Origin of the sequence: Marisediminicola antarctica, from assembly GCF_009930795.1 — a bacterium.
Lineage (GTDB): Bacteria > Actinomycetota > Actinomycetes > Actinomycetales > Microbacteriaceae > Marisediminicola > Marisediminicola antarctica.
This window is the reverse complement of record NZ_CP017146.1, coordinates 3,187,551-3,206,155: the sequence shown is the minus strand read 5'-3', so window position 1 is coordinate 3,206,155 and position 18,605 is coordinate 3,187,551. Positions and strand designations below refer to the sequence as shown.

The 18,605-nt window shown below is 68.1% G+C and carries 16 protein-coding genes; 10 read left to right on the top strand and 6 right to left on the bottom strand.

What is annotated here, in order from left to right:
- The first annotated feature begins 19 nt into the window (after positions 1-19).
- Both BHD05_RS14960 and BHD05_RS14955 read left to right on the top strand, forming a co-directional pair.
- Positions 20-1,012, top strand: a complete 993-nt coding sequence (locus BHD05_RS14960) for a sugar ABC transporter substrate-binding protein (protein ID WP_161887135.1) — start codon at positions 20-22, stop codon at positions 1,010-1,012.
- 81 nt (positions 1,013-1,093) lie between these two features.
- Complete coding sequence (locus tag BHD05_RS14955; protein WP_161887134.1) at positions 1,094-2,395, top strand: M24 family metallopeptidase; 1,302 nt, start codon at positions 1,094-1,096, stop codon at positions 2,393-2,395.
- A 73-nt stretch (positions 2,396-2,468) separates the two neighbouring features.
- Here BHD05_RS14955 and BHD05_RS14950 read toward each other — a convergent pair whose 3' ends face one another.
- Genes BHD05_RS14950 through BHD05_RS14940 form a run of 3 tightly spaced genes read right to left on the bottom strand, consistent with a single transcriptional unit; the run spans position 2,469 to position 5,083 of the window.
- Complete coding sequence (locus BHD05_RS14950) at positions 2,469-3,845, bottom strand: NADP-dependent succinic semialdehyde dehydrogenase (RefSeq protein WP_161887133.1); 1,377 nt, start codon at positions 3,843-3,845, stop codon at positions 2,469-2,471.
- A 10-nt stretch (positions 3,846-3,855) separates the two neighbouring features.
- Positions 3,856-4,545 (bottom strand): GntR family transcriptional regulator, encoded by a 690-nt coding sequence (locus tag BHD05_RS14945; RefSeq protein ID WP_161887132.1) that lies wholly within the window; start codon positions 4,543-4,545, stop codon positions 3,856-3,858.
- Between the two features lie 10 nt (positions 4,546-4,555).
- Entirely contained in the window at positions 4,556-5,083 is a 528-nt protein-coding gene (locus BHD05_RS14940; RefSeq protein ID WP_161887131.1) for a VOC family protein, read from the bottom strand.
- Positions 5,084-5,247: 164 nt separating this feature from the next.
- Here BHD05_RS14940 and BHD05_RS14935 point away from each other — a divergent pair, with 164 nt between their 5' ends.
- The 3 genes from BHD05_RS14935 to BHD05_RS14925 all read left to right on the top strand — a co-directional run bounded on the left by BHD05_RS14935 (position 5,248) and on the right by BHD05_RS14925 (position 10,848).
- Complete coding sequence (locus BHD05_RS14935; RefSeq protein ID WP_161887130.1) at positions 5,248-7,434, top strand: alpha-ketoacid dehydrogenase subunit alpha/beta; 2,187 nt, start codon at positions 5,248-5,250, stop codon at positions 7,432-7,434.
- Positions 7,434-8,822, top strand: a complete 1,389-nt coding sequence (locus BHD05_RS14930; protein WP_161887129.1) for a dihydrolipoamide acetyltransferase family protein — start codon at positions 7,434-7,436, stop codon at positions 8,820-8,822. The genes BHD05_RS14935 and BHD05_RS14930 overlap by 1 nt, the downstream gene beginning before the upstream one ends.
- 427 nt (positions 8,823-9,249) lie before the next feature.
- Positions 9,250-10,848, top strand: coding sequence for a cell wall-binding repeat-containing protein (locus tag BHD05_RS14925; RefSeq protein ID WP_161887128.1), 1,599 nt, complete (start codon positions 9,250-9,252; stop codon positions 10,846-10,848).
- Between the two features lie 7 nt (positions 10,849-10,855).
- On the opposite strand, the gene fgd is transcribed toward BHD05_RS14925, so the two are convergent.
- Positions 10,856-11,857 carry a glucose-6-phosphate dehydrogenase (coenzyme-F420) gene (fgd, locus tag BHD05_RS14920; protein ID WP_161887127.1) on the bottom strand — a complete coding sequence of 334 codons (1,002 nt, stop codon included), beginning with the start codon at positions 11,855-11,857 and terminating at the stop codon, positions 10,856-10,858.
- Positions 11,858-12,102: 245 nt separating this feature from the next.
- On the opposite strand from fgd, the gene BHD05_RS14915 reads away from it, so the two are divergent.
- Entirely contained in the window at positions 12,103-12,522 is a 420-nt protein-coding gene (locus BHD05_RS14915; protein ID WP_202614238.1) for a four-helix bundle copper-binding protein, read from the top strand.
- A gap of 55 nt (positions 12,523-12,577) precedes the next feature.
- Here the strand turns inward: BHD05_RS14915 and BHD05_RS14910 are convergent, their stop codons facing one another.
- The gene (locus tag BHD05_RS14910) at positions 12,578-12,931 is read right to left on the bottom strand and encodes a hypothetical protein (protein ID WP_161887126.1); all 354 of its coding nucleotides are present in this window, start codon (positions 12,929-12,931) and stop codon (positions 12,578-12,580) included.
- A 156-nt stretch (positions 12,932-13,087) separates the two neighbouring features.
- Here BHD05_RS14910 and BHD05_RS14905 point away from each other — a divergent pair, with 156 nt between their 5' ends.
- The 3 genes from BHD05_RS14905 to BHD05_RS14895 are packed head-to-tail and all read left to right on the top strand — an operon-like array spanning position 13,088 to position 16,017.
- Complete coding sequence (locus BHD05_RS14905) at positions 13,088-14,305, top strand: MFS transporter (protein WP_161887125.1); 1,218 nt, start codon at positions 13,088-13,090, stop codon at positions 14,303-14,305.
- Between the two features lie 39 nt (positions 14,306-14,344).
- Positions 14,345-15,061 carry a MerR family transcriptional regulator gene (locus BHD05_RS14900; protein WP_161887124.1) on the top strand — a complete coding sequence of 239 codons (717 nt, stop codon included), beginning with the start codon at positions 14,345-14,347 and terminating at the stop codon, positions 15,059-15,061.
- Positions 15,049-16,017, top strand: a complete 969-nt coding sequence (locus BHD05_RS14895) for a hypothetical protein (protein WP_202614237.1) — start codon at positions 15,049-15,051, stop codon at positions 16,015-16,017. The genes BHD05_RS14900 and BHD05_RS14895 overlap by 13 nt, the downstream gene beginning before the upstream one ends.
- Positions 16,018-16,051: 34 nt before the next feature.
- Here BHD05_RS14895 and BHD05_RS14890 read toward each other — a convergent pair whose 3' ends face one another.
- A complete protein-coding gene (locus BHD05_RS14890; RefSeq protein ID WP_161887123.1) occupies positions 16,052-16,738 on the bottom strand; it encodes a GntR family transcriptional regulator in 687 nt (228 codons plus the stop codon).
- Between the two features lie 134 nt (positions 16,739-16,872).
- Between BHD05_RS14890 and BHD05_RS14885 the strand changes: the two genes are divergently transcribed.
- Complete coding sequence (locus tag BHD05_RS14885; protein ID WP_161887586.1) at positions 16,873-18,603, top strand: L-lactate permease; 1,731 nt, start codon at positions 16,873-16,875, stop codon at positions 18,601-18,603.
- Positions 18,604-18,605: the final 2 nt, after the last annotated feature.

Genomic DNA, 18,605 nt, shown 5'->3' with positions numbered 1-18,605 from the left:
ACAAAGAAAGAGGCACGAAATGCGAAACTCCCGCACTGTACTCGTGAGTGTGTTCGCTGTAGCCGGACTCGCGCTCAGCGGGTGCGCGTCCGGCGGCACCGGCGGCACCGACGACGCTGGCGATGCATCCGCCGACGGCTACAACGTCTACGCGCTCCTTCCCCAGGGCAATGACCAGCCCTACGGAACCAACTACCTCAAGGCTATGAATGCGGCCGCCGATGAGATGGGGGTCAACCTCACCATCACGAATGCCGAGTACGACGCCGCGAAGCAGGCGAACGAGTGCTCCGTCGCGATCGCGTCCAAGCCCGACGGAATCATTCTCTGGCCGGCGGCCGTCGACACCATCCGCCCGTGCCTCGAGGCGGCCAAGGCCGCCGGGATCCCGGTGAACGCGTCGAACTCCGATGTGCTGCCCGAGGACAAGGACCTTGTCGGCACCTACACCGGACCCTCCAACGAGGAGGTCGGCCGCGGAGCAGCGAAGCTCATCGGCGACGTCCTCGGAGACGCCGGTGGAAGCATCATCATCATCCAGGGCCTTTCCGGCAACTCCACCGCCATCGACCGCGAGGCGGGCTTCCGCGATGAGCTCGCGTCGAGCTACCCCAACGTCGAGGTCATCGGCCAGCAGCCCGGCGACTGGGCGAAGGATGTGGCGCTGACCGTCACGTCAGAGCTGTTCACGAGCCTCGGCGAGGAGAACATCGACGCGATCTACGCCGTCGACGACACGATGGCCGCAGGAGCGATCGAGGCCATGGAGAACCGCGGTATCGACCCGACCACCATCCCGGTCGTCGGCACGGGCAACACCGAACTGGGCCAGCCCAACGTTCTCTCGGGCAAGCAGTACGCGACCCTGTTCCAGTCTCCGGTCTGGGACGGTGAGAACGCCGTCAAGTACATCGTCGAGGCGATCGAAGGGAACACGCTCGAAGCCAACTACTTCATGCCGATCCCCGAGGTGACGAAGGAGAACGCGGCCGACTACCCCGCCGAGTGGTAGCACAAGCCTGAGGGTCCCGGGTGGGCGCCCGAACGCGCCCACCCGGCACCGTCCTAATCACCACCGTCTAGGAGATGCACCATGACCATGTCTTTCGAACTCGCGCCGCCGACGGCGCCAGCGCTGGACTTCGACAACCGGATGATCCCGGCGCCCGGCCACATGTCGGTCGACTACGAACAGCGCGTCGACTTCGGCCGGTTGCGCGACTACCGGCTGGGGCGGGCGATGCGCTCGCTCGAGGCGAGCGACTGCGGGGCTTTCCTGCTCTTCGACTTCTACAACATCCGCTACACGACCCAGACCTGGATCGGCGGCGCCCTCGGCGACAAGATGTCGCGCTACGCCTTGCTCACCAGGGACGGCAAGCCCCACCTCTGGGACTTCGGCTCGGCTGCCAAGCACCACCGCATGTTCTCGCCGTGGCTCGAGCAGGACCACTGCCACGCCGGAATGCTCGGCCTGCGCGGTGCCGTCGCCCCCGAGGCGGGCCTGATGCGCGACGCCGTGAAGGTGATCAAGGGCCTCTTGACGGATGCGGGCGTCGCCGACCAGCCCGTCGGTGTGGACATCGTCGAGCCGGCGTTCCTGTTCGAGATGCAGGCTCAGGGGCTCAAGGTCGTCGACATCCAACAGTCGATGCTCGATGCCCGCTCGATCAAGTCGGTCGACGAGATCATGCTGCTCAGCCAGGCCGCGGCGATGGTCGACGGTGTCTACCAGGACATCTCCGAGGCGCTGCGCCCCGGCATCCGCGAGAACGAGATCGTCGCTCTTGCGAGCAAGCGGCTCTACGAGATGGGATCGGACCAGGTCGAGGCGATCAACGCGGTCTCGGGCGAGCGCTGCAACCCGCATCCGCACAACTTCTCCGACCGCCTCATCCGACCGGGAGACCAGGCGTTCTTCGACATCATCCACTCCTTCAACGGGTACCGTACCTGCTACTACCGCACCTTCTCGGTCGGCAGCTCGACCCCGAGCCAGCACGACGCGTACACCAAGGCGCGGGAATGGATGGACGCCGCAATCAACAAGGTCGCCGACGGCGTGGGCACTGACGAGGTCGCGCTGCTCTGGCCGAAGGCGACCGATCTGGGCTTCGCGAACGAGATGGAGGCGTTCGGCCTGCAGTTTGGGCACGGCCTCGGCCTCGGGCTGCACGAGCGGCCGATCATCTCGAGGCTCAACAGCCTCGAGCATCCGGTCGAGATCAAGGCCGGAATGGTCTTCGCACTCGAGACTTACTGCCCAGCCTCCGACGGCGTCTCGGCCGCCCGGATTGAGGAGGAAGTCGTGATCACGAACAACGGCGCGCAGGTGCTCACGAAGTTCCCCGCCCAGGAGCTCTTCGTCGCCAACCCGTACCAGAAGTTCTACTGACCGAGCCGGTGCACACAGAAGGGGCGGGCCCGCGGGCCCGCCCCTTCTGTGTGCCGCCTTCAGCGCCGCCGGATCAGGCTTTCCACACCGTCTTCAGGTTGCAGAACTCCTGGATGCCCGCCGCGGCGAGCTCGCGTCCGTAGCCGGAATCCTTGATGCCGCCGAACGGCAGCTCGGGGTACGACACCGTCATGCCGTTGATGAACACGGCGCCGGCATCCACCGCGCGCACGAAGAACGACTCCTCAGTGGCGTCGCTGGTCCAGACCGAGGAGCTCAGGCCGAAGGTCGTCTGGTTCGCGATCGCGACTGCCTCGTCACGGTCGGCGACCCGGTACAGCGTGGCGACCGGTCCGAAGGCCTCCTCCATCACGAGGCGCATGTCGCTCGTGAGCCCGGCGAGCACGGTCGGTTCGTAGAACCAGCCGGCGCGGTCGGGTGCCCGGCCGCCGGTAACGACCTCGGCACCCTTCGCCACGGCATCCGCCACGAGCTCCGCAATCTCGTCGCGGCCGGTCTCGGTGGCGAGCGGGCCGACGTCGGTGGCCTCGTCCATCGGGTCGCCGACGGTGAGCGCGGCCATCTTCTCGCCGAACAGCCGGGCGAACTCGTCGTACACGTCGGTGTGCACGATGAACCGCTTGCCGGCGATGCAGGATTGACCGTTGTTCGACACCCGCGCCTTCACTGCGGTGCTGGATGCCGCGTCAAGGTCTGCCGAGGGCATGACGATGAACGGGTCGGATCCGCCGAGCTCGAGCACGGCCTTCTTCACCTGCTCGCCGGCGACGGCGGCGACCGAGCGCCCCGCGGGCTCGGAACCGGTGAGGGTCACCGCCTTGACCCGAGGGTCCTGGATCACCGCGGCAACCTCGCGTGCGCCGATGAGAAGGGTGCGGAACGAGCCGGTCGGGAAGCCGCCGCGCTCGAACAGGGTGTCCAGATAGATCGCGGTCTGCGGCACGTTCGAGGCGTGCTTGAGCAGACCCGTGTTGCCAGCCATGAGCGCGGGCGCGGCGAAGCGGATGACCTGCCAGAGCGGGTAGTTCCACGGCATCACCGCGAGCACGACGCCGAGCGGGTCGTACCTCGTCCAGGCGCTGCTCGCGTTGACGGCCGCGGGGTCGGCGAGCTGCTCGTCGGCGAGGAAGTCCGAGGCGTGGTCGGCATAGAAGCGCATGTTCTTCGCACACTTGAGCACCTCCGCCCTCGACTGTGCGATGGGCTTGCCCATCTCCACCGTCAGGAGCGTCGCAAGCTCGTCGAGGTCGCCCTCGATCAGCTCGGCGGCGGCTCGCATCCAGTCGGCCCGCTCGGGGTAGTCGGTGGCGCGCAGGGCCGCGTGGGCGGCATCCGCCTCGCCGATCCGGTGCTCGACCTCGTCGGCGGTGTGTGCCTCGAACTCCTGCTCGGTCAGTCCTGTGGTGGGGTTTACGGTCGCGATCGCCATGGGGTGCCTTTCATTCGGAATGTGCCTCTCGGCTCGTGGGGACGTCGAAGACCTCGGGATGCCGCGCGAGCTGGAGCCGGGTGCGGCGGATGTGTGACTCGACGACGCGCTCGGCGCCGTCGGCGTCACCCTCACGCAAAGCGGTCGTGAGCAGATGGTGCTCATCGTGCATGATCCGCCGACGGTTGTCGTCGAGGAGCATCGTGTAGGCGCGGCGGTAGTACTGGGTGGAGTTCCAGAGCCGGTGCACGAGGTCGCCGAGAATATGGGTGTTGCCCGGCTCGTACGAGGAGAGGTGGAATTCGCGGTCGAGCCGTAGAAACTCCTCGACCTCGGTCGTCTCCTCCATCGCCCTGGCCAGCTCATCGAGGCGGTCGAGCCGGTCGTCGTCGAGGTGGGGCATCGCATAGCGCAGCAGTAGCGGCTCGAGGCGCTCGCGGGTCTGGTAGATCTCCTCGCATTCGGCAAGGGTCAGCCGGTTGACCCAGGCGCCCGTGTTGGCGACGAGGCGCACGAGCCCGTCGGACTCGAGAACGCGCAGGGCCTCACGCACCGGCAGCCTGCTCGCGCCGAACCTCTCGGCGACGTCCTCCTGGCGGATCCTCGTGTCGGGCGGGTAGTCACCGGCGAGGATGCTGGCTCGGATGCTGTCGGCGATGCGGGTGCTCGCGTTGCCGTCACGGGTGGCTGGTTTGCTCATCAGGCAATCCTCACTCGCCGGGCCGCACCGGGTGCCACAGCAGCACCGGCGCGTCCTCCTCGTAGGCCTTGCCGTTCGGGAAGGAGACGAGCTCGAACTGCATCCCCCACGGACTCAGGAAGTAGACCCAGCGCTGGCCCTCGCTGTACCGGGAGCTCGAGGTGGGCTCGCCCAGGATGCGCACGTTGTTGCTGCGCAGGTGCTCGAGCGCCACGTCCAGGTCGTCGACGTAAAAGCCGAGGTGGTGGCCACCGAGGTCGCTGTTACGAGGCTGGGATCGCTGCTCGTCGGCAGCGTCGTACTGGAAGATCTCGAAGTTGGGGCCCGTGCCGCAGCGGTAGAACCGCAGCTCACGCATGATGGTGCGCGGGTGCACGTTCAGGTGGTCGGCCATCCAGGTGCCTGTGTCGTCGCGGTAGGGACCGAGTGTATAGATGCGGTCACAGCCGATCACCCTGACGAAGAAGTCGTCCGCCTCGTCGAGGTCGGGCACGGTGAAGCCGATGTGCTCGGTGCCGCGCAGGCCCGGAATTCCCATGCCAATCCTCCTTGATTGGATCCACTATAACGCGAGAACCGAGAAATTACGGCGTGGGTTTGAGATTTCCTGTTGTGATTGGATGCAATCAAGAAGTATGGTGGGCAGTGGACCCGCCCCGTGACACACGGGCCGACCGATTTTCAATGGAGAAATGAGGAACGATGCCGAAAACGCGCCGATTGGATCCTGCGGCCCCCTGGGTGCAGATCACCACCACGCCCGCGGACTGGAAGGCGGCCGACCCGAAGCTTCTCGCGGCGATGCTCGTCGAACTCCACCTCATCCGTGCCTTCGAGGAGACCGTGCTCGACCTCGCGGGCGAGGGTCTCGTGCACGGACCGGCGCACTCGAGCATCGGCCAGGAGGGCGGCGCCGTCGGCTCCATCGTTGGCCTGAGTTCGACTGACGCCATCAACGGCTCCCACCGAGGCCATCACCAGTTTCTCGCCAAGGCGATCACCCACGTCTCCGCGGGCGAGCTCGACCTGACGAACCTCGTGAGCGAGTCGATCCAGACCGTGCTGCAGCGCACCCTCGCCGAGATCCTCGGCCTCGCCCAGGGCTATTGCGCCGGCCGTGGCGGCTCGATGCACCTGCAGTGGTTCGAGGCGGGCGCCCTCGGCACCAACGCGATCGTCGGCGGCGGGGTGCCGCTTGGCGCCGGCAATGCCTGGGCGCAGAAGCACTCCGGCACGAGCGACATCACGCTCAGCTACTTCGGCGACGGCGCCGTCAACATCGGCTCCGTGCTCGAGACGATGAATCTTGCCGCTGCCTGGAAGCTGCCGTTCGCCTTCATGATCGAGAACAACCTCTACGCCGTGTCGACCACGGTGGCAGAGGCCACCGGTGAGCCCCGGCTGTCCGGCCGCGGCCTCGGCTTCGGCATCCCCTCCTGGCGCGTCGACGGAATGGACCCGCTCGCGGTGCATCTCGCGATGCAACAGGCCGGAGAGGTGATGCGCACGGGCGGCGGCCCCGCCGTCGTCGAGCTCGAGGTCTACCGCTTCTTCCACCAGAACGGCGCCTACCCCGGAAGCGCGTTCGGCTATCGCTCGAAGGAAGAGGAGGCCTCGTGGCGTGCCCGCGACCCCCTCGAGCGGGTGGCCAAGGAGATGATCGCCCTCGGGCTCATCGACGAAGCGGGCGTCGCATCCGTTCGGGACCAGGCGCTGGCCGCCATGGCGGATGCCGCCGCGCAGCTCACCGAGGCCGACCCGGACTCGGCCGGCAAGCGCCGCATCCTCCCCGATCTCTGGCCCGACACCGACTTCGTCGACGTCGGTCTGCGCGGCGACACGAGTGAGCTTGCCGAGGCGCGCACCCTCGATCCGCTGGACTACGACGGCGAGGTGGAGCGCAAGAAGTTCGTGGATGCGGTGGCCTCGGTCATGGACCGCCGCATGGGCGAGGACGAGCGGATCGTGCTCATGGGCGAGGACATCCACCGGTTGAGCGGCGGCACGAACGGCGCCACGAAGGGACTGTCGAAGCGCTATCCCGACCGCGTGCTCGGCACGCCGATCAGCGAGAACGCGTTCGCCGGCCTCGGCGGCGGCATGGCGCTCGACGGCCGCTTCCGCCCCGTCGTCGAGTTCATGTACCCCGACTTCCTCTGGGTCGCCGCCGACCAGGTGTTCAACCAGATCGGCAAGGCCCGCCACATGTTCGGCGGCGTGAACCCCGTGCCCCTCGTTCTGCGCACGAAGGTCGCGATGGGCTCCGGCTACGGCTCCCAGCACCTGATGGACCCGGCCGGCATTTTCGCCACGAGCCCGGGCTGGCGCATCGTGGCCCCATCCACGGCGGCCGACTACATCGGCCTGATGAACGCGGCGCTTGCACTGCAGGACCCGGTGCTCGTGATCGAGCACGTCGACCTCTACGGTCAGACCGACGAGGTGCCGACCGGCGACCTCGACTACCAGCTGCCCTTCGGCAAGGCCGGCATCCGCCGCGTCGGCAACGACGTCACGGTCATCAGCTATCTGTCGATGGTGCGTCACAGCCTCGAGGCGGTCGAGCAGACCGGCATCGATGCCGAGGTCATCGACCTGCGCTGGCTCGACGCGGCCTCGCTCGACTGGGACACCATCGGCGAGAGTATCCGCAAGACCAACGCCGTTCTCATCGTCGAACAGGGAGCACGCGGCACCTCGTACGGCGGCTGGCTCGCGGACGAGATCCAGCGACGCTTCTTCGACTGGTTGGACCAGCCGATCGAGCGAGTGACGGGGGGCGAGGCCTCGCCGAGCATCTCCCGCGTTCTGGAGCGGGCCGCGATCGCCCGCACCGAGGAGGTCGTCGCCGGCCTCGAGCGCGTGCGCCGTGGAATGGGAGAGCGCTGATGGCTACCCTGATCCGGATGCCCGAGGTGCTCGCGGGCAGTGAGGATGCCGCAATCCAGACCTGGCTCGTCAGCCTGGGGCAGGCGATCACGGTCGGCGTGCCTCTCGCCGAGGTCGAGACCGAGAAGGCGATCGTCGAATATGCCGCCGAGACCGAGGGCACCGTGCTGCGGTTGCTCGTCGCCGAGGGCGAGGCGGTCGCCGTCGGAACCCCGATTGCGGTCGTCGGCGCCGAGGGCGAGAACATCGACGACGTGTTGGGCGACAGCCCAGCCGCGGCTCCGGTGTCGAACGAGACCGCTCCGGCTGCGGCCGCCGTGCCGAGCGAGGCGGTCGCCGCCGCGGCGCCCGAGCCCGAGACCGCGCCTGAGGCGGGGGAGTCCCCGCCCGCGTCCGCCCCCACCGAGCTCGATGGCAGCCAGGAGCAGGGCGATGACGAGCAGGCCGGCGGCGCGCAGGGCGGCGGCGAACGCCGTTTCGCGAGCCCGCTGGTTCGTCGGCTCGTCAAGGAACGCGGGCTGGACCTGTCCCGCGTAAGCGGAACCGGCCCCGGCGGCCGGATCGTGCGGCGCGACATCGAGGGGCTCGCGGCTGCTCCGGCAGCTCAGGCTGCTCCGGCCGTGGCTGCTGCAGCCGCTCCCGTTGCTGCCGCTCCCGCCGCTGCAGCTCCCGCACCGGCCGTCGCAGTTCACGCCGCTCCCGCGGCGTCCGGGGGCGTCGACATCCCCCACACCGCCATGCGCCGGGCGATCGCCCGCAGGCTCACCGAGAGCAAGTCGACCGTTCCGCACTTCTACCTCGTGGCCGACTGCCGGGTCGACAAGCTCATGGCCCTGCGTGCGACCGTCAACAGCGCGGGCTCCGTCAAGGTCTCGCTCAATGATTTTGTGGTCAAGGCGGCGGCGGCGGCGTTCCAGGACGTGCCAGAGGCCAATGCGACCTGGGGAGATGCAGCGATCCGTCGACACGACTCGGTCGACATGTCGATCGCGGTCGGCATCGACGGGGGTCTGGTCACGCCGGTGCTGCGCTCCGTGCAGACGCTGTCGCTCAGCGAGATCAGTCGGTCGATCGGCGACCTTGCCGAGCGTGCCCGGGCTGGGAAGCTCCGCCAGCACGAGCTCGAGGGCGGCAGCTTCGCGGTCTCCAATCTCGGCATGTACGGCGTCACCGAGTTCTCGGCCATCATCAACCCGCCGCAGGCGGCGATCCTCGCGGTCGGCGTTGCCCGGCAGCTTCCGGTAGTCGTCGATGGGGCGATCGAGGTGGGGACGGTCATGACGGTGACGCTCTCGGCCGACCACCGCGTGCTCGACGGTGTGCTCGCGGCGCAGTGGCTCGCGGCGTTCGTGCGGAGGATCGAGAACCCGATCACGATCCTGGTCTAGGTCGGCTCCGGCAGCGGATCATCAGCGGCGGCGCCGCTGACCGCTGTCGGAGTCGCGTTGTGGAGTGCTATTCGCTGCGTTATACCGGGAGAGTTGCACTGCCGGATCCAACTTTTTTGAATCGCGGCTGCACCTCTCGAATGCCGAAACATCGATCAAAGTCGGGAATTTCACAGATATGGTGCTGCGCATGAAGCCATTCTCGGAACTGAGTCCTGGTGTGACGGTTCTTCGCTCCTCAGGGCTCCTCCTCGTCGCCTTGTTCCTGGGCATGGGAGGTGCTTGGAGATCGCTCACACCATTCGTTCGAGAGGCTGACCGGCAACCGCCTGTGATGCCGGGGGTCGATCACCAGCACGGCGTGCCGCCGCGCCCTAAGATCTGAGTACTGCTCCAAATCAGATGTTCGCGCCGTCCCGGAGGTCTCATGCCAGTGTCAGTCAGGCGTATCGCAGTCGCCGCGCTCGCCCTGCTGTCAGTCGTCCTGGCGCCGCTCCCGGCCGTCGCCGGGGTCTCCCTCGCTCCAAGCGGCGTGACCAGGCTGGCCGGAGACGACCGATATGGGACATCGGCCGCGATCTCACGGGCATCGTTCACGGCGCCGGTCGACGCCGTCTACGTCGCCAGCGGCCGCGACTATGCGGACGCGGTCGCCGGCGGTGCGGCAGCGGCGCGCGAGGACGCGCCCCTCTTGCTCCTGACCGCATACGGAATACCCCAGCAGGTCGCGAGCGAACTGAAGAGACTGCGCCCGGCGAAGATCTATGTCCTGGGTGGACCCGGTGCGATCAGCGCCGACTCGCAACGTCAACTGGGTGCCTACGCAAGCTCGGTCGTGCGGGTTTCTGGCCCCGACCGCTACCACACCGCCGCTGCGGTCGCGCGACAGGGGTGGGTGACCGCCGACACCGTGTTCATCTCCTCGGGGGCAACTTTTGCTGATTCCCTGTCCGGCGGCGCTGCGGCAGCTCATCTGGGAGCCCCGCTGCTTCTCAGCGCCCCCGCCGCGCTCTCGGCCCCGACAGCTGTGGAGCTCGATCGCCTGAAGCCCGTACGTGTGTACCTGCTGGGAGGCCAGGCCGCCATCTCGGCCGCTGTCGAGGCCACAATTCGCGGTGTGGTGCCCGGCGCGACTGTCGCTCGCTTGGCAGGTGCAGACCGCTACGAAACTTCTGCTGCCGTGGCGAATGCGGTGTGGCCGGGCAAGTCCGGTGCGGTGATGCTGGCGACTGGAGCGGAATTCGCGGATGCGCTGAGCGGGGCGCCCGCTGCCCACGTGAACGGCGCACCGATTCTCCTCACCCGATCGATCTGCACACCGACCGTGATCACGAAGGTCGTCTCACGCCTTGCGCCAGCGGCTCGCGTGGCGCTCGGGGGGCTGTCGGTGGTGTCGGCCCACGGGCTGAACGTCGACTGCGCGATCACAAACGCACGTTCCATCAGCGACCCGCGCAGCATCGCGGTGGTGGTGAACAAGCTCCGACCGCTGAATCCGTTGGGGTTTGTTCCACCGGACCTCGTTCGCCCGCCTGTGTCCTACGCGAACTCCCCGCTGCTGAGGTCCGAGGCGGCGAACGCCCTCACGGCGATGTTCGCCGCGGCCAAAGCCGAAGGCGCAGGCACGCTGCGCCTGCAGAGCGCGTACCGCTCGTACTCGTCGCAGGCCGAGGGTCACGCGTACTACACCCGGCTGTACGGCCAGGCTGGCGCGGAGCTCAAGAGCGCGAGGCCGGGACACAGCGAGCACCAGACCGGGCTGGCGGCAGACATCAGCTACGGCTCCTCATGCATCATTGAGCAGTGTTTCGGGTCGACGACCCAGGGCCGATGGCTTGCCCAGAATTCCCACCGGTTCGGGTACATCTTGCGCTATCCGCAGGGCCTGACCCACATCACCGGCTACGAGTTCGAGCCGTGGCACTATCGCTACGTCGGCCAGGAGCTCTCCCGGACCATGAAGCGCACCGGGGTGCAGACTCTCGAGCAGTTCTTCGGGCTGCCGGCAGCTCCGACCTACCGTTAGGCGGGGGTCAGAGCTCGCGCAGCCGCGGCGCGAGGTCGCGCTCGAACAGCTCGAGGAACCTCTTCTGGTCGTGACCGGGGGCGTGGAAGACGAGGTGGTTGAGGCCCGCGTCGAGGTACGGCTTGATGAGCGCGACGGCCTCGTCGGGGTCGGTGGCCACGATCCAGCGCTTGGCGACCTGCTCGATGGGCAGGGCGTCGGCGGCGGCCTCCATCTCCAGCGGGTCCTCGATTGAGTGCTTCTGCTCCGGGGTGAGTGAGAGTGGCGCCCAGAACCGGGTGTTCTCGAGCGCGGTGGCGTGGTCGGTGTCGTAGGAGATCTTGATCTCGATCATCCTGTCGATGGCGGATGCGTCGCGCCCGACCTTCTCGGCGCCCTCGGCGACCGCCGGCAGCAGCTTCTCGGTGTAGAGCTCCATGCCCTTGCCCGAAGTGCAGATGAAGCCGTCGCCCGCGCGCCCGGCGTAGCGCGCCACGACCGGCCCGCCGGCGGCGATGTAGACGGGCACCGGGGCATCCGGAACGTCGTAGAGGGTCGCCCCAACGGTCTTGTAGTACTCGCCGTCGAAGTCGATTCGCTCACCGGTCCAGAGCTGGCGCATCAGGTCGACCGACTCACGCAGGCGGGCGAATCGCTCCTTGAACTCGGGCCACGGGCCGTCGAAGCCCGTCGCGATCTCGTTGAGCGCCTCGCCGGTGCCGACACCGAGCAAGATGCGGTCGGGGTAGAGGCAGGCCATCGTGGCGAAGGCCTGGGCGAGCACGGCCGGGTTGTAGCGGAATGTCGGCGTCATCACCGAGGTGCCGATCTGCACGCGCGAGGTGCGTTCGCCGACCGCGGTCATCCAGGCGAGGGCGAACGGGGCGTGCCCGCCATTGTGCCGCCAGGGCTGGAAGTGGTCGCTCACGGTGACACTGTCGAGGCCGTGCTGCTCGGCCAGTACCCCCAGTTCGACCAGCTCGCGGGGGGCAAATTGCTCGGCGGATGCTTTGAGGCCCAGTTTCAGCACGGTGTCTCCTTGAGTCGGGTGGCACTCTGATGCTATTCCGACCCAGCCCTGAGGCGGCTGCGTGTGGGCGACGAGTCGTGGTCACGAAACGCCGAGGGGTCTTCGCCTCTCCTCCCCTCGATCCTGTGACCGGGTACTGACAGCGCCCTGACCTCAGGCGTAGCATTCCGGCATAGCGGGGTGTCGCGTCAGGCGCCGGTATCGGCCGGTGCTCGGCACTGTCCGCGTCTGGAGATCGATCAACCATGAACTCAGCGATGCAGATGATGCAGATGCACGAAAAAGACATGTCGATGATGGGCATGGACATGGCGATGATGCAGGAGTGCATGGAGGCGTGTTCGGCCTGCGAGCAGGCGTGCACGATGTGCTCCAATTCGATGACCGGTGAGTCGATGGCCACCTGCATGGGCCGCTGCGCCAACACCGCCGACATGACCAACACGATGATGCGCATGATGATGCGCCCGAACGGCATGCACAAGGAGAGCATGATGGCGATGCTCCAGGCCATGATCACGATGTGCGGTGCGTGCGCCGAGGAGTGCATGACCCACGCCGACATGAGCGACGACTGCCGCATGTGCGCCGAGGCCTGCCGTCAGTGCGCGATGGCCTGCCAGAAGATGATGGACTCCATGATGGGGTCGATGGCCGGGAGCTGACGCTCCAGCGCGAGCGGCCTCATCCTGGGCCGGTCAGTTCGCTGGCGCGCTCCGTTCAGCCGAGTGACGCGGCGATAAGTACGTTGAAGCGCGCCTGCCCCACAGCGAGCGCGGTGTACACCGAGTGCAGCGCGACGGGTTCGCCCGGGGCGACGAGGTCGAGGTTGTGGTTCCAGACCCAGACGGTGTGATCGACTGCGGCATCCGTCTCGAGCAGCTCGATCGGGATCCAGCCGTCGATCGTCGTGACCCCTGCGACGCCGTCGCGCCACTTGCTCGGGGTCGCCGACGCGAGGCGGCTGTGAATCGCCGACAGTGCGTGGCCCGCGCCATGGGCGGAGCAGGCCGCACCGTCGGTGGAGGCGCACAGCATCGGGTTCTGCACCTTCGGTTTGAGACTAGACATCATGACCTCCGTTCGTTGCGTGGGATTGCCGGTGTTGTATTGGAGTGTAGATTTTCGCCTCCCCGATCTCACCTGCCGCCGTCACACAACGACACACTCGCGCCGTCGTCGCGCCGAGAAGCGGTCGGCCGCCGCGTCGGGCCGACGTAACCTGAACCAATGAGGTTCGCGCGATTCCGGAGGACGAGATCGCCAGCGTCCGCGGCACGGCCCCGCCTCTCCCGCGACGCGTACGTGCTCGGCGTGATCGCGTTCTTCGTGATGGTCGGCTTCGGTGTCGTCATCCCTGTGCTGCCGGTCTACGCACGCAGCTTCGGCGTGGGCTACATCGAGGTCGGAGCGATCATCTCGGCGTTCGCACTCATGCGCTTTGTCGCCAGTCCGTTTGTCGGCCGGATGATCGACTGGGGCGGCGAGCGCACGATTCTCACGATCGGCATCGGCATCGTCGCCGTCTCGAGCGGCCTTGTCGGCATCGCCCAGGACTACCCGCAGCTGCTGCTCCTGCGCGGAGCGGGCGGCGTCGGCTCCGCGATGTTCAGTGTGTCGGCGATGACGCTGCTGCTCGGCGCCGCCCCGTCGCTGCGCGCCCGCTCGATCGGCTTCTATCAGGGCGGGTTCCTGATCGGCGGAATGGCCGGCCCCGCCCTCGGCGGCCTGCTCGCGACGATCTCTCTCGCAGCCCCGTTCTTCTTCTACGCCGGCACGCTCGCGGTCGCCGGCCTCGTCGGTTTCCTCATGCTCTCGCCGCGGGTGCGCGAGCAGCCGGATGCCGCCGGTGGCGTCGTGCCGCGCGTGCCGTTCGCCACCGTCGTACGTGACACCAGGTTCCGCGCCGCGTGCCTCGCCAACTTCTCCCAGGGCTGGACCTCGTTCGGCGTGCGCGGAGCCCTCATACCGCTGCTCGTAGTCGAGGTGCTCCGGGAGCCGACGGTCTACACGGGAATCGCATTCGCCTTCGCCGCGGTCGCCCAGACGATCGCGCTCGCCCCGGCCGCCCGCTTCGTCGACAGCATCGGTCGCCGCCCGGCCATCATCGGGGCGTTCGCGGTCGCGGCCGCGACGATCCTCGCAGTTCCGTTTTCGCCGAACATCTGGGTGCTTACCGCGCTGCTGTGCCTCTACGGGGTCGCGGCCGCGTTCATGGGCACGGCTCCCGCGGCGGCCGTCGGCGATGCATCCGGCCCTGGCGGCGGAAGGCCCGTCGCCGTGTTCTCGATGTTCGCCGACCTCGGTGCCATCATCGGCCCGCTCGTGGCCGGCCTGCTCGCCGATACGGTCTCGTACCCGGTGGCCTTCGCGGTGGGGGCGGGTCTGCTGCTCGCGACCTCGCTCTACGCCACCCGGATGCCGAGCGGCGTTCCCATGCACAGCTGATTATGGACAGTAACACTATCCGATAGTTATACTATCCATATGCGGATCTCAGAGCTCAGCGCCACAAGCGCCGTCGCCACGGCGACGATCAAGTACTACCAGCGCGAGGGGCTTCTTCCGCCCGGCGAGGCGACGGGACCGAACCAGGCACGCTATGGCGAGGAGCACGTACGCCGGCTGCGGCTCATCCGAGCCCTCATCGATGTCGGTGGACTCTCGGTCGCCTCGGCACGCGACGTACTCGGCGCCGTTGACACCCCCGACCTTCCCCTCGCCCAGGTGTTCGGCACGGCGCAGCGCGCGATCTCGCAGGCCGACCTCTACGCGGATCCCGCCTCCGCTGAGGCGACCGGGCGCGTTCGCTCGCTCGTCGCCGCGCGCGGCTGGCACGTGTCGGCGGGCAACCCCGGGCTCGTCGGCGCCGCCAACGTGGTCGACGCCTTCGGCGCGATCGGGCATCCCGAACTCGCGGACTTCCTCGAGGGGTACGCCGAGGCGGCGGAGGTCGTGGCACGCGCGGACCTCCGATCGGTGGGCAGGCAGGCGGATGTCGCCTCGATGGCCGAGACCGTCGTCGCCGGCACCGTGCTCGGCGACGCGATGTTCGCCGCGCTGCGCCGCATCGCCCAGGAGCACGTCACCTTCGAGCTGTACCCCGTCGTCCCCTCCGGGGCGCCGGGCCATACCCCCCTCGCGCCGGGCGCTGCAGACGCCGGGCGCGACGACCGAAGAGGAGTCACGCCGTGTCCGAAGTGATTGCGGATGCCCGTACGGCCCACCGCCTGTTGGGGGCACCGCCGCGCATCCGCTGGCATCGCCAACTGCTCTGGCTCGCGGCCGTCATGGCGGCGCTCGCGGTATTCGCGCTTGTGGCCCGATTCGTCGACGGCAGGGAGGTGCTCGGGGCGAACCTCTGGGACAAGCCGCTCAAGTTCGCGATCTCCACGGTGATCTACGCGGTCACCTGGTCGTGGCTCATCGGGCAACTCGAGCGTTCGCGGCGCCTTGCCCAACTCGCAGGCACCGTAATCGTGGTCGCCCTCGTCGTCGAGCTCGCGATTATCGTCGGCGCCGCGGCGGCCGGAACGACGAGCCATTTCAACGTCACCTCGCCGCTCGCGACGGCCATGTGGTCGCTGATGGCCGTGTCGATCTCGGCGCTGTGGGTCGCGACCCTGGTGGCGTGCCTTGTGCTGTTCCGCAATCAGCTTGGCGACCGCGCGCGCACCATCGCGATCCGCGGCGGTGCGCTCATCTCGCTCGTCGGGCTCGGGCTCGGCTACCTCATGACCTCGCCGACCGCGGCCCAGCTCGCAGACTTCGGTGGCATCGCGGGCGCCCACGCCGTCGGCATCGCTGATGGCGGCCCCGGCCTTGCGGTTCTCGGCTGGAGCACGGTCGCGGGCGACCTGCGCATCCCGCACTTCGTCGGGATGCACGCGCTCCAGGCGATTCCGCTCGCGCTCATTGCGATGGAGCTGCTCTCGCGACGCGTCCCGGTGTTGCGGGATATCGCCGCGCGCACCCGGCTGATCGGCACGGTGACGGTCGGCTACCTCGCCGTCGTCGCGCTTGTGACGCAGCAGGCACTGCGTGGGCAGTCGATCGTGGCGCCGGACGCCGTAACGTTCGGCCTCGGCGCGGCGATCGCCGTTGCGATGGCGGCCGCGGCGCTGGTGATCGTGGCGCGAGGGACGGCGCGCGGGAGGTAGGCGAGCCGCGAGCGCCAGGCCGCGCTGGGCCGGCTCAGGGCAGAAGTGCCGACGGAACGCTCGCCTCGGGGCCGGCGACGCCGCCGACCGCCTCCGCGAGTAGCTCTCTCGCTCTGCCGAGGTGTTCTTCCAGCAGGGCGACAGCCGCCTCGCCGTCGCCGGCAGCGACGAGCTCGAGCAGGCGGGCGTGCTCGTCGTGGATCAGCCCGGCCGGCAAAAGCTCGCGCCCCTGCACCTGGCTCATGCACAGGTGCACCTCGGAGACCAGGGAGCGATACATCCGGCTCGTGCGCGGGCTGCCCAGCGCGTCGACGAGGCACATGTGGAACCGCATGTCCGGCTCGACGATACCGACGGGGGAACCAGCAGCAACGGCGATGTCGGCGTTCGCCTGAGCCGCGCCCTCCGGAATGGCTCGCACACTGGCGAGGCGCCGCAGCACCTCGCTCTCGAGGTAGGCGCGGGAACGGTAGATGTCTCGCACGTCCTCCGGGCCGAGTACCGGTACGCGAGCCGACTTGTTGGCGCCGCGCACGAGCAGCCCCTCGGCGACGAGCTTCTCGATTGCCGCCTTCGCAGTTGGGCGGGCGACTTCGTAGGTCGCGGCGACCTCCGACTCGGTGAGCACCGCATCCTGCCCCAGGTCGCCCGAGAAGAGCCGCCCGCGCAGATCGGCGCCGATTGCCTCAACGGCGGACTTCGTGACGATCCGTACGACCATGAGGCTTCCTTTCGACCAGTGACCACCATTTTGACACGCAACGAGCAAAGAATGCTTGACAGCATTGCGTACTTGTATAACAATCAGTGGAAGCCGCGGTGCTGGAGCCGTGCATGACTCAGTGCGGAGTTCGTATGTTCGAGCAGGTTCTTGATCCGATTCTCGGTTCGCTGGCGGTCTCCGCCACCGTCGCCGCCTTGCCGCTCGCGGCGCTCTTCATCCTTCTGGGTGTGTTCAAGATGAAGGCCGCCTACGCCGCCCTCGTCAGCCTCGCGGTCGCTATGGCGCTCGCCGTCTTCGGTTGGCGGATGCCGGTGACCCAGCTTCTGAGCGCGACCGCCGAAGGCGCCTTCTACGGCCTCTTCCCGATCCTGTGGATCCTCGTGAACGCCCTCTGGATCTACAAGCTCACGGTCGTCACCGGCTGGTTCGAGGTTCTCGGGCGCACGATCCGTGCGATCTCGCCCGACCTCCGCATCCTCTCGATCCTCGTCGCATTCTGCTTCGGGGCGCTGCTCGAGTCGCTCGCCGGGTTCGGGGCACCGGTGGCCATCTCCGCCGCGATGCTGCTCGCCGCGGGCATGAAGCCCATCCGCGCCGCCGTCGTCTCGCTGCTCGCCAACACCGCCCCCGTCGCCTTCGGCGCCATGGCCGCCCCGATCATCACCCTCTCCGGCGTCACGGGACTGCCGATCGAGGACCTCGCCGCCATGGCCGGCCGCCAGACGCCGTTCGTCGCGATCCTCATCCCCCTCGTTCTCGTCTTCGTCGTCGACGGCAAGCGCGGGGTGCGCCAGACCTGGCCCGTCGCGCTCGTCGCCGGTTTCGTCTTCGGTCTCGCCCAGTTCGTGACCTCCAACTACTTCGCAGTCGAGCTCACCGACGTTGTCGCTGCGGTCGCCACTGTCGCCGCTGTGCTCGTCATGCTGCGCTTCTGGCAGCCGAAGGAGATCGTCGGGCTGGGCGTCGACGGCGACGTCGTCGTGCAGACCCGCGCCGAAGCCGCTGCCGCCGAGAGCATCCGCAGCGGCATCGCCCCGCGCAGCACCGAGACGATCGGTGGCGGCGTGGCGCTCGCCACCGCCACCGAGGCTTCCAGCATCCCCGTCGCCCAGCGGACGGGACCCCAGTCCGTGTGGATGGCCCTCGCGCCCTACCTCGCAATCATGGCGATCTTCTCGGTAGCCCAGATTCCCGCGGTGAAGACCTGGCTCGCCGAGGTCGGCTCGGTCGTCTTCCAGTGGCCCGGACTTGATGTCGTCGACGCGAGCGGCGCACCCGCCCCGGCCATGACCTTCAAGCTCGACCACCTCAAGGCGACCGGCACGCTGCTGTTCTTCTCGGGAATCGTCACGATGGCGCTGTACCGGGTCGGCCTGCGCGATGCGGTCCGGGCCTACCGCGACACGATCGTGCAGCTCAAGTGGACGATCCTCACCGTCACGGTCGTACTCGCCCTCTCCTTCGTCATGAACCTCTCCGGCCAGACCGCGAGCCTCGGCTTCGGGCTCGCCGCGACCGGCGGACTGTTCGTGCTGCTCTCGCCGGTGATCGGCTGGTTCGGTGTCGCCCTCACCGGATCGGACACCTCCTCAAACTCGCTCTTTGGCCTGCTCCAGGTCACCGCGGCCCGTCAGGTCGGGCTTGACCCGGTGCTGATGGCCGCCGCGAACTCCTCTGCGGGCGTGCTCGGCAAGATGCTCTCCGTTCAGAACCTGGCCGTCGCTGCCGCCGCGGTGGGCATGGTCGGCTCCGAGGGGGAGCTGTTCCGCAAGCTCATCGGCTGGAGCCTCGGGCTGCTCGCCTTCCTCACCATCATCATCGTGCTGCAGGCGGGCCCCGTGCTCGGATGGATGGTGCCGTGACG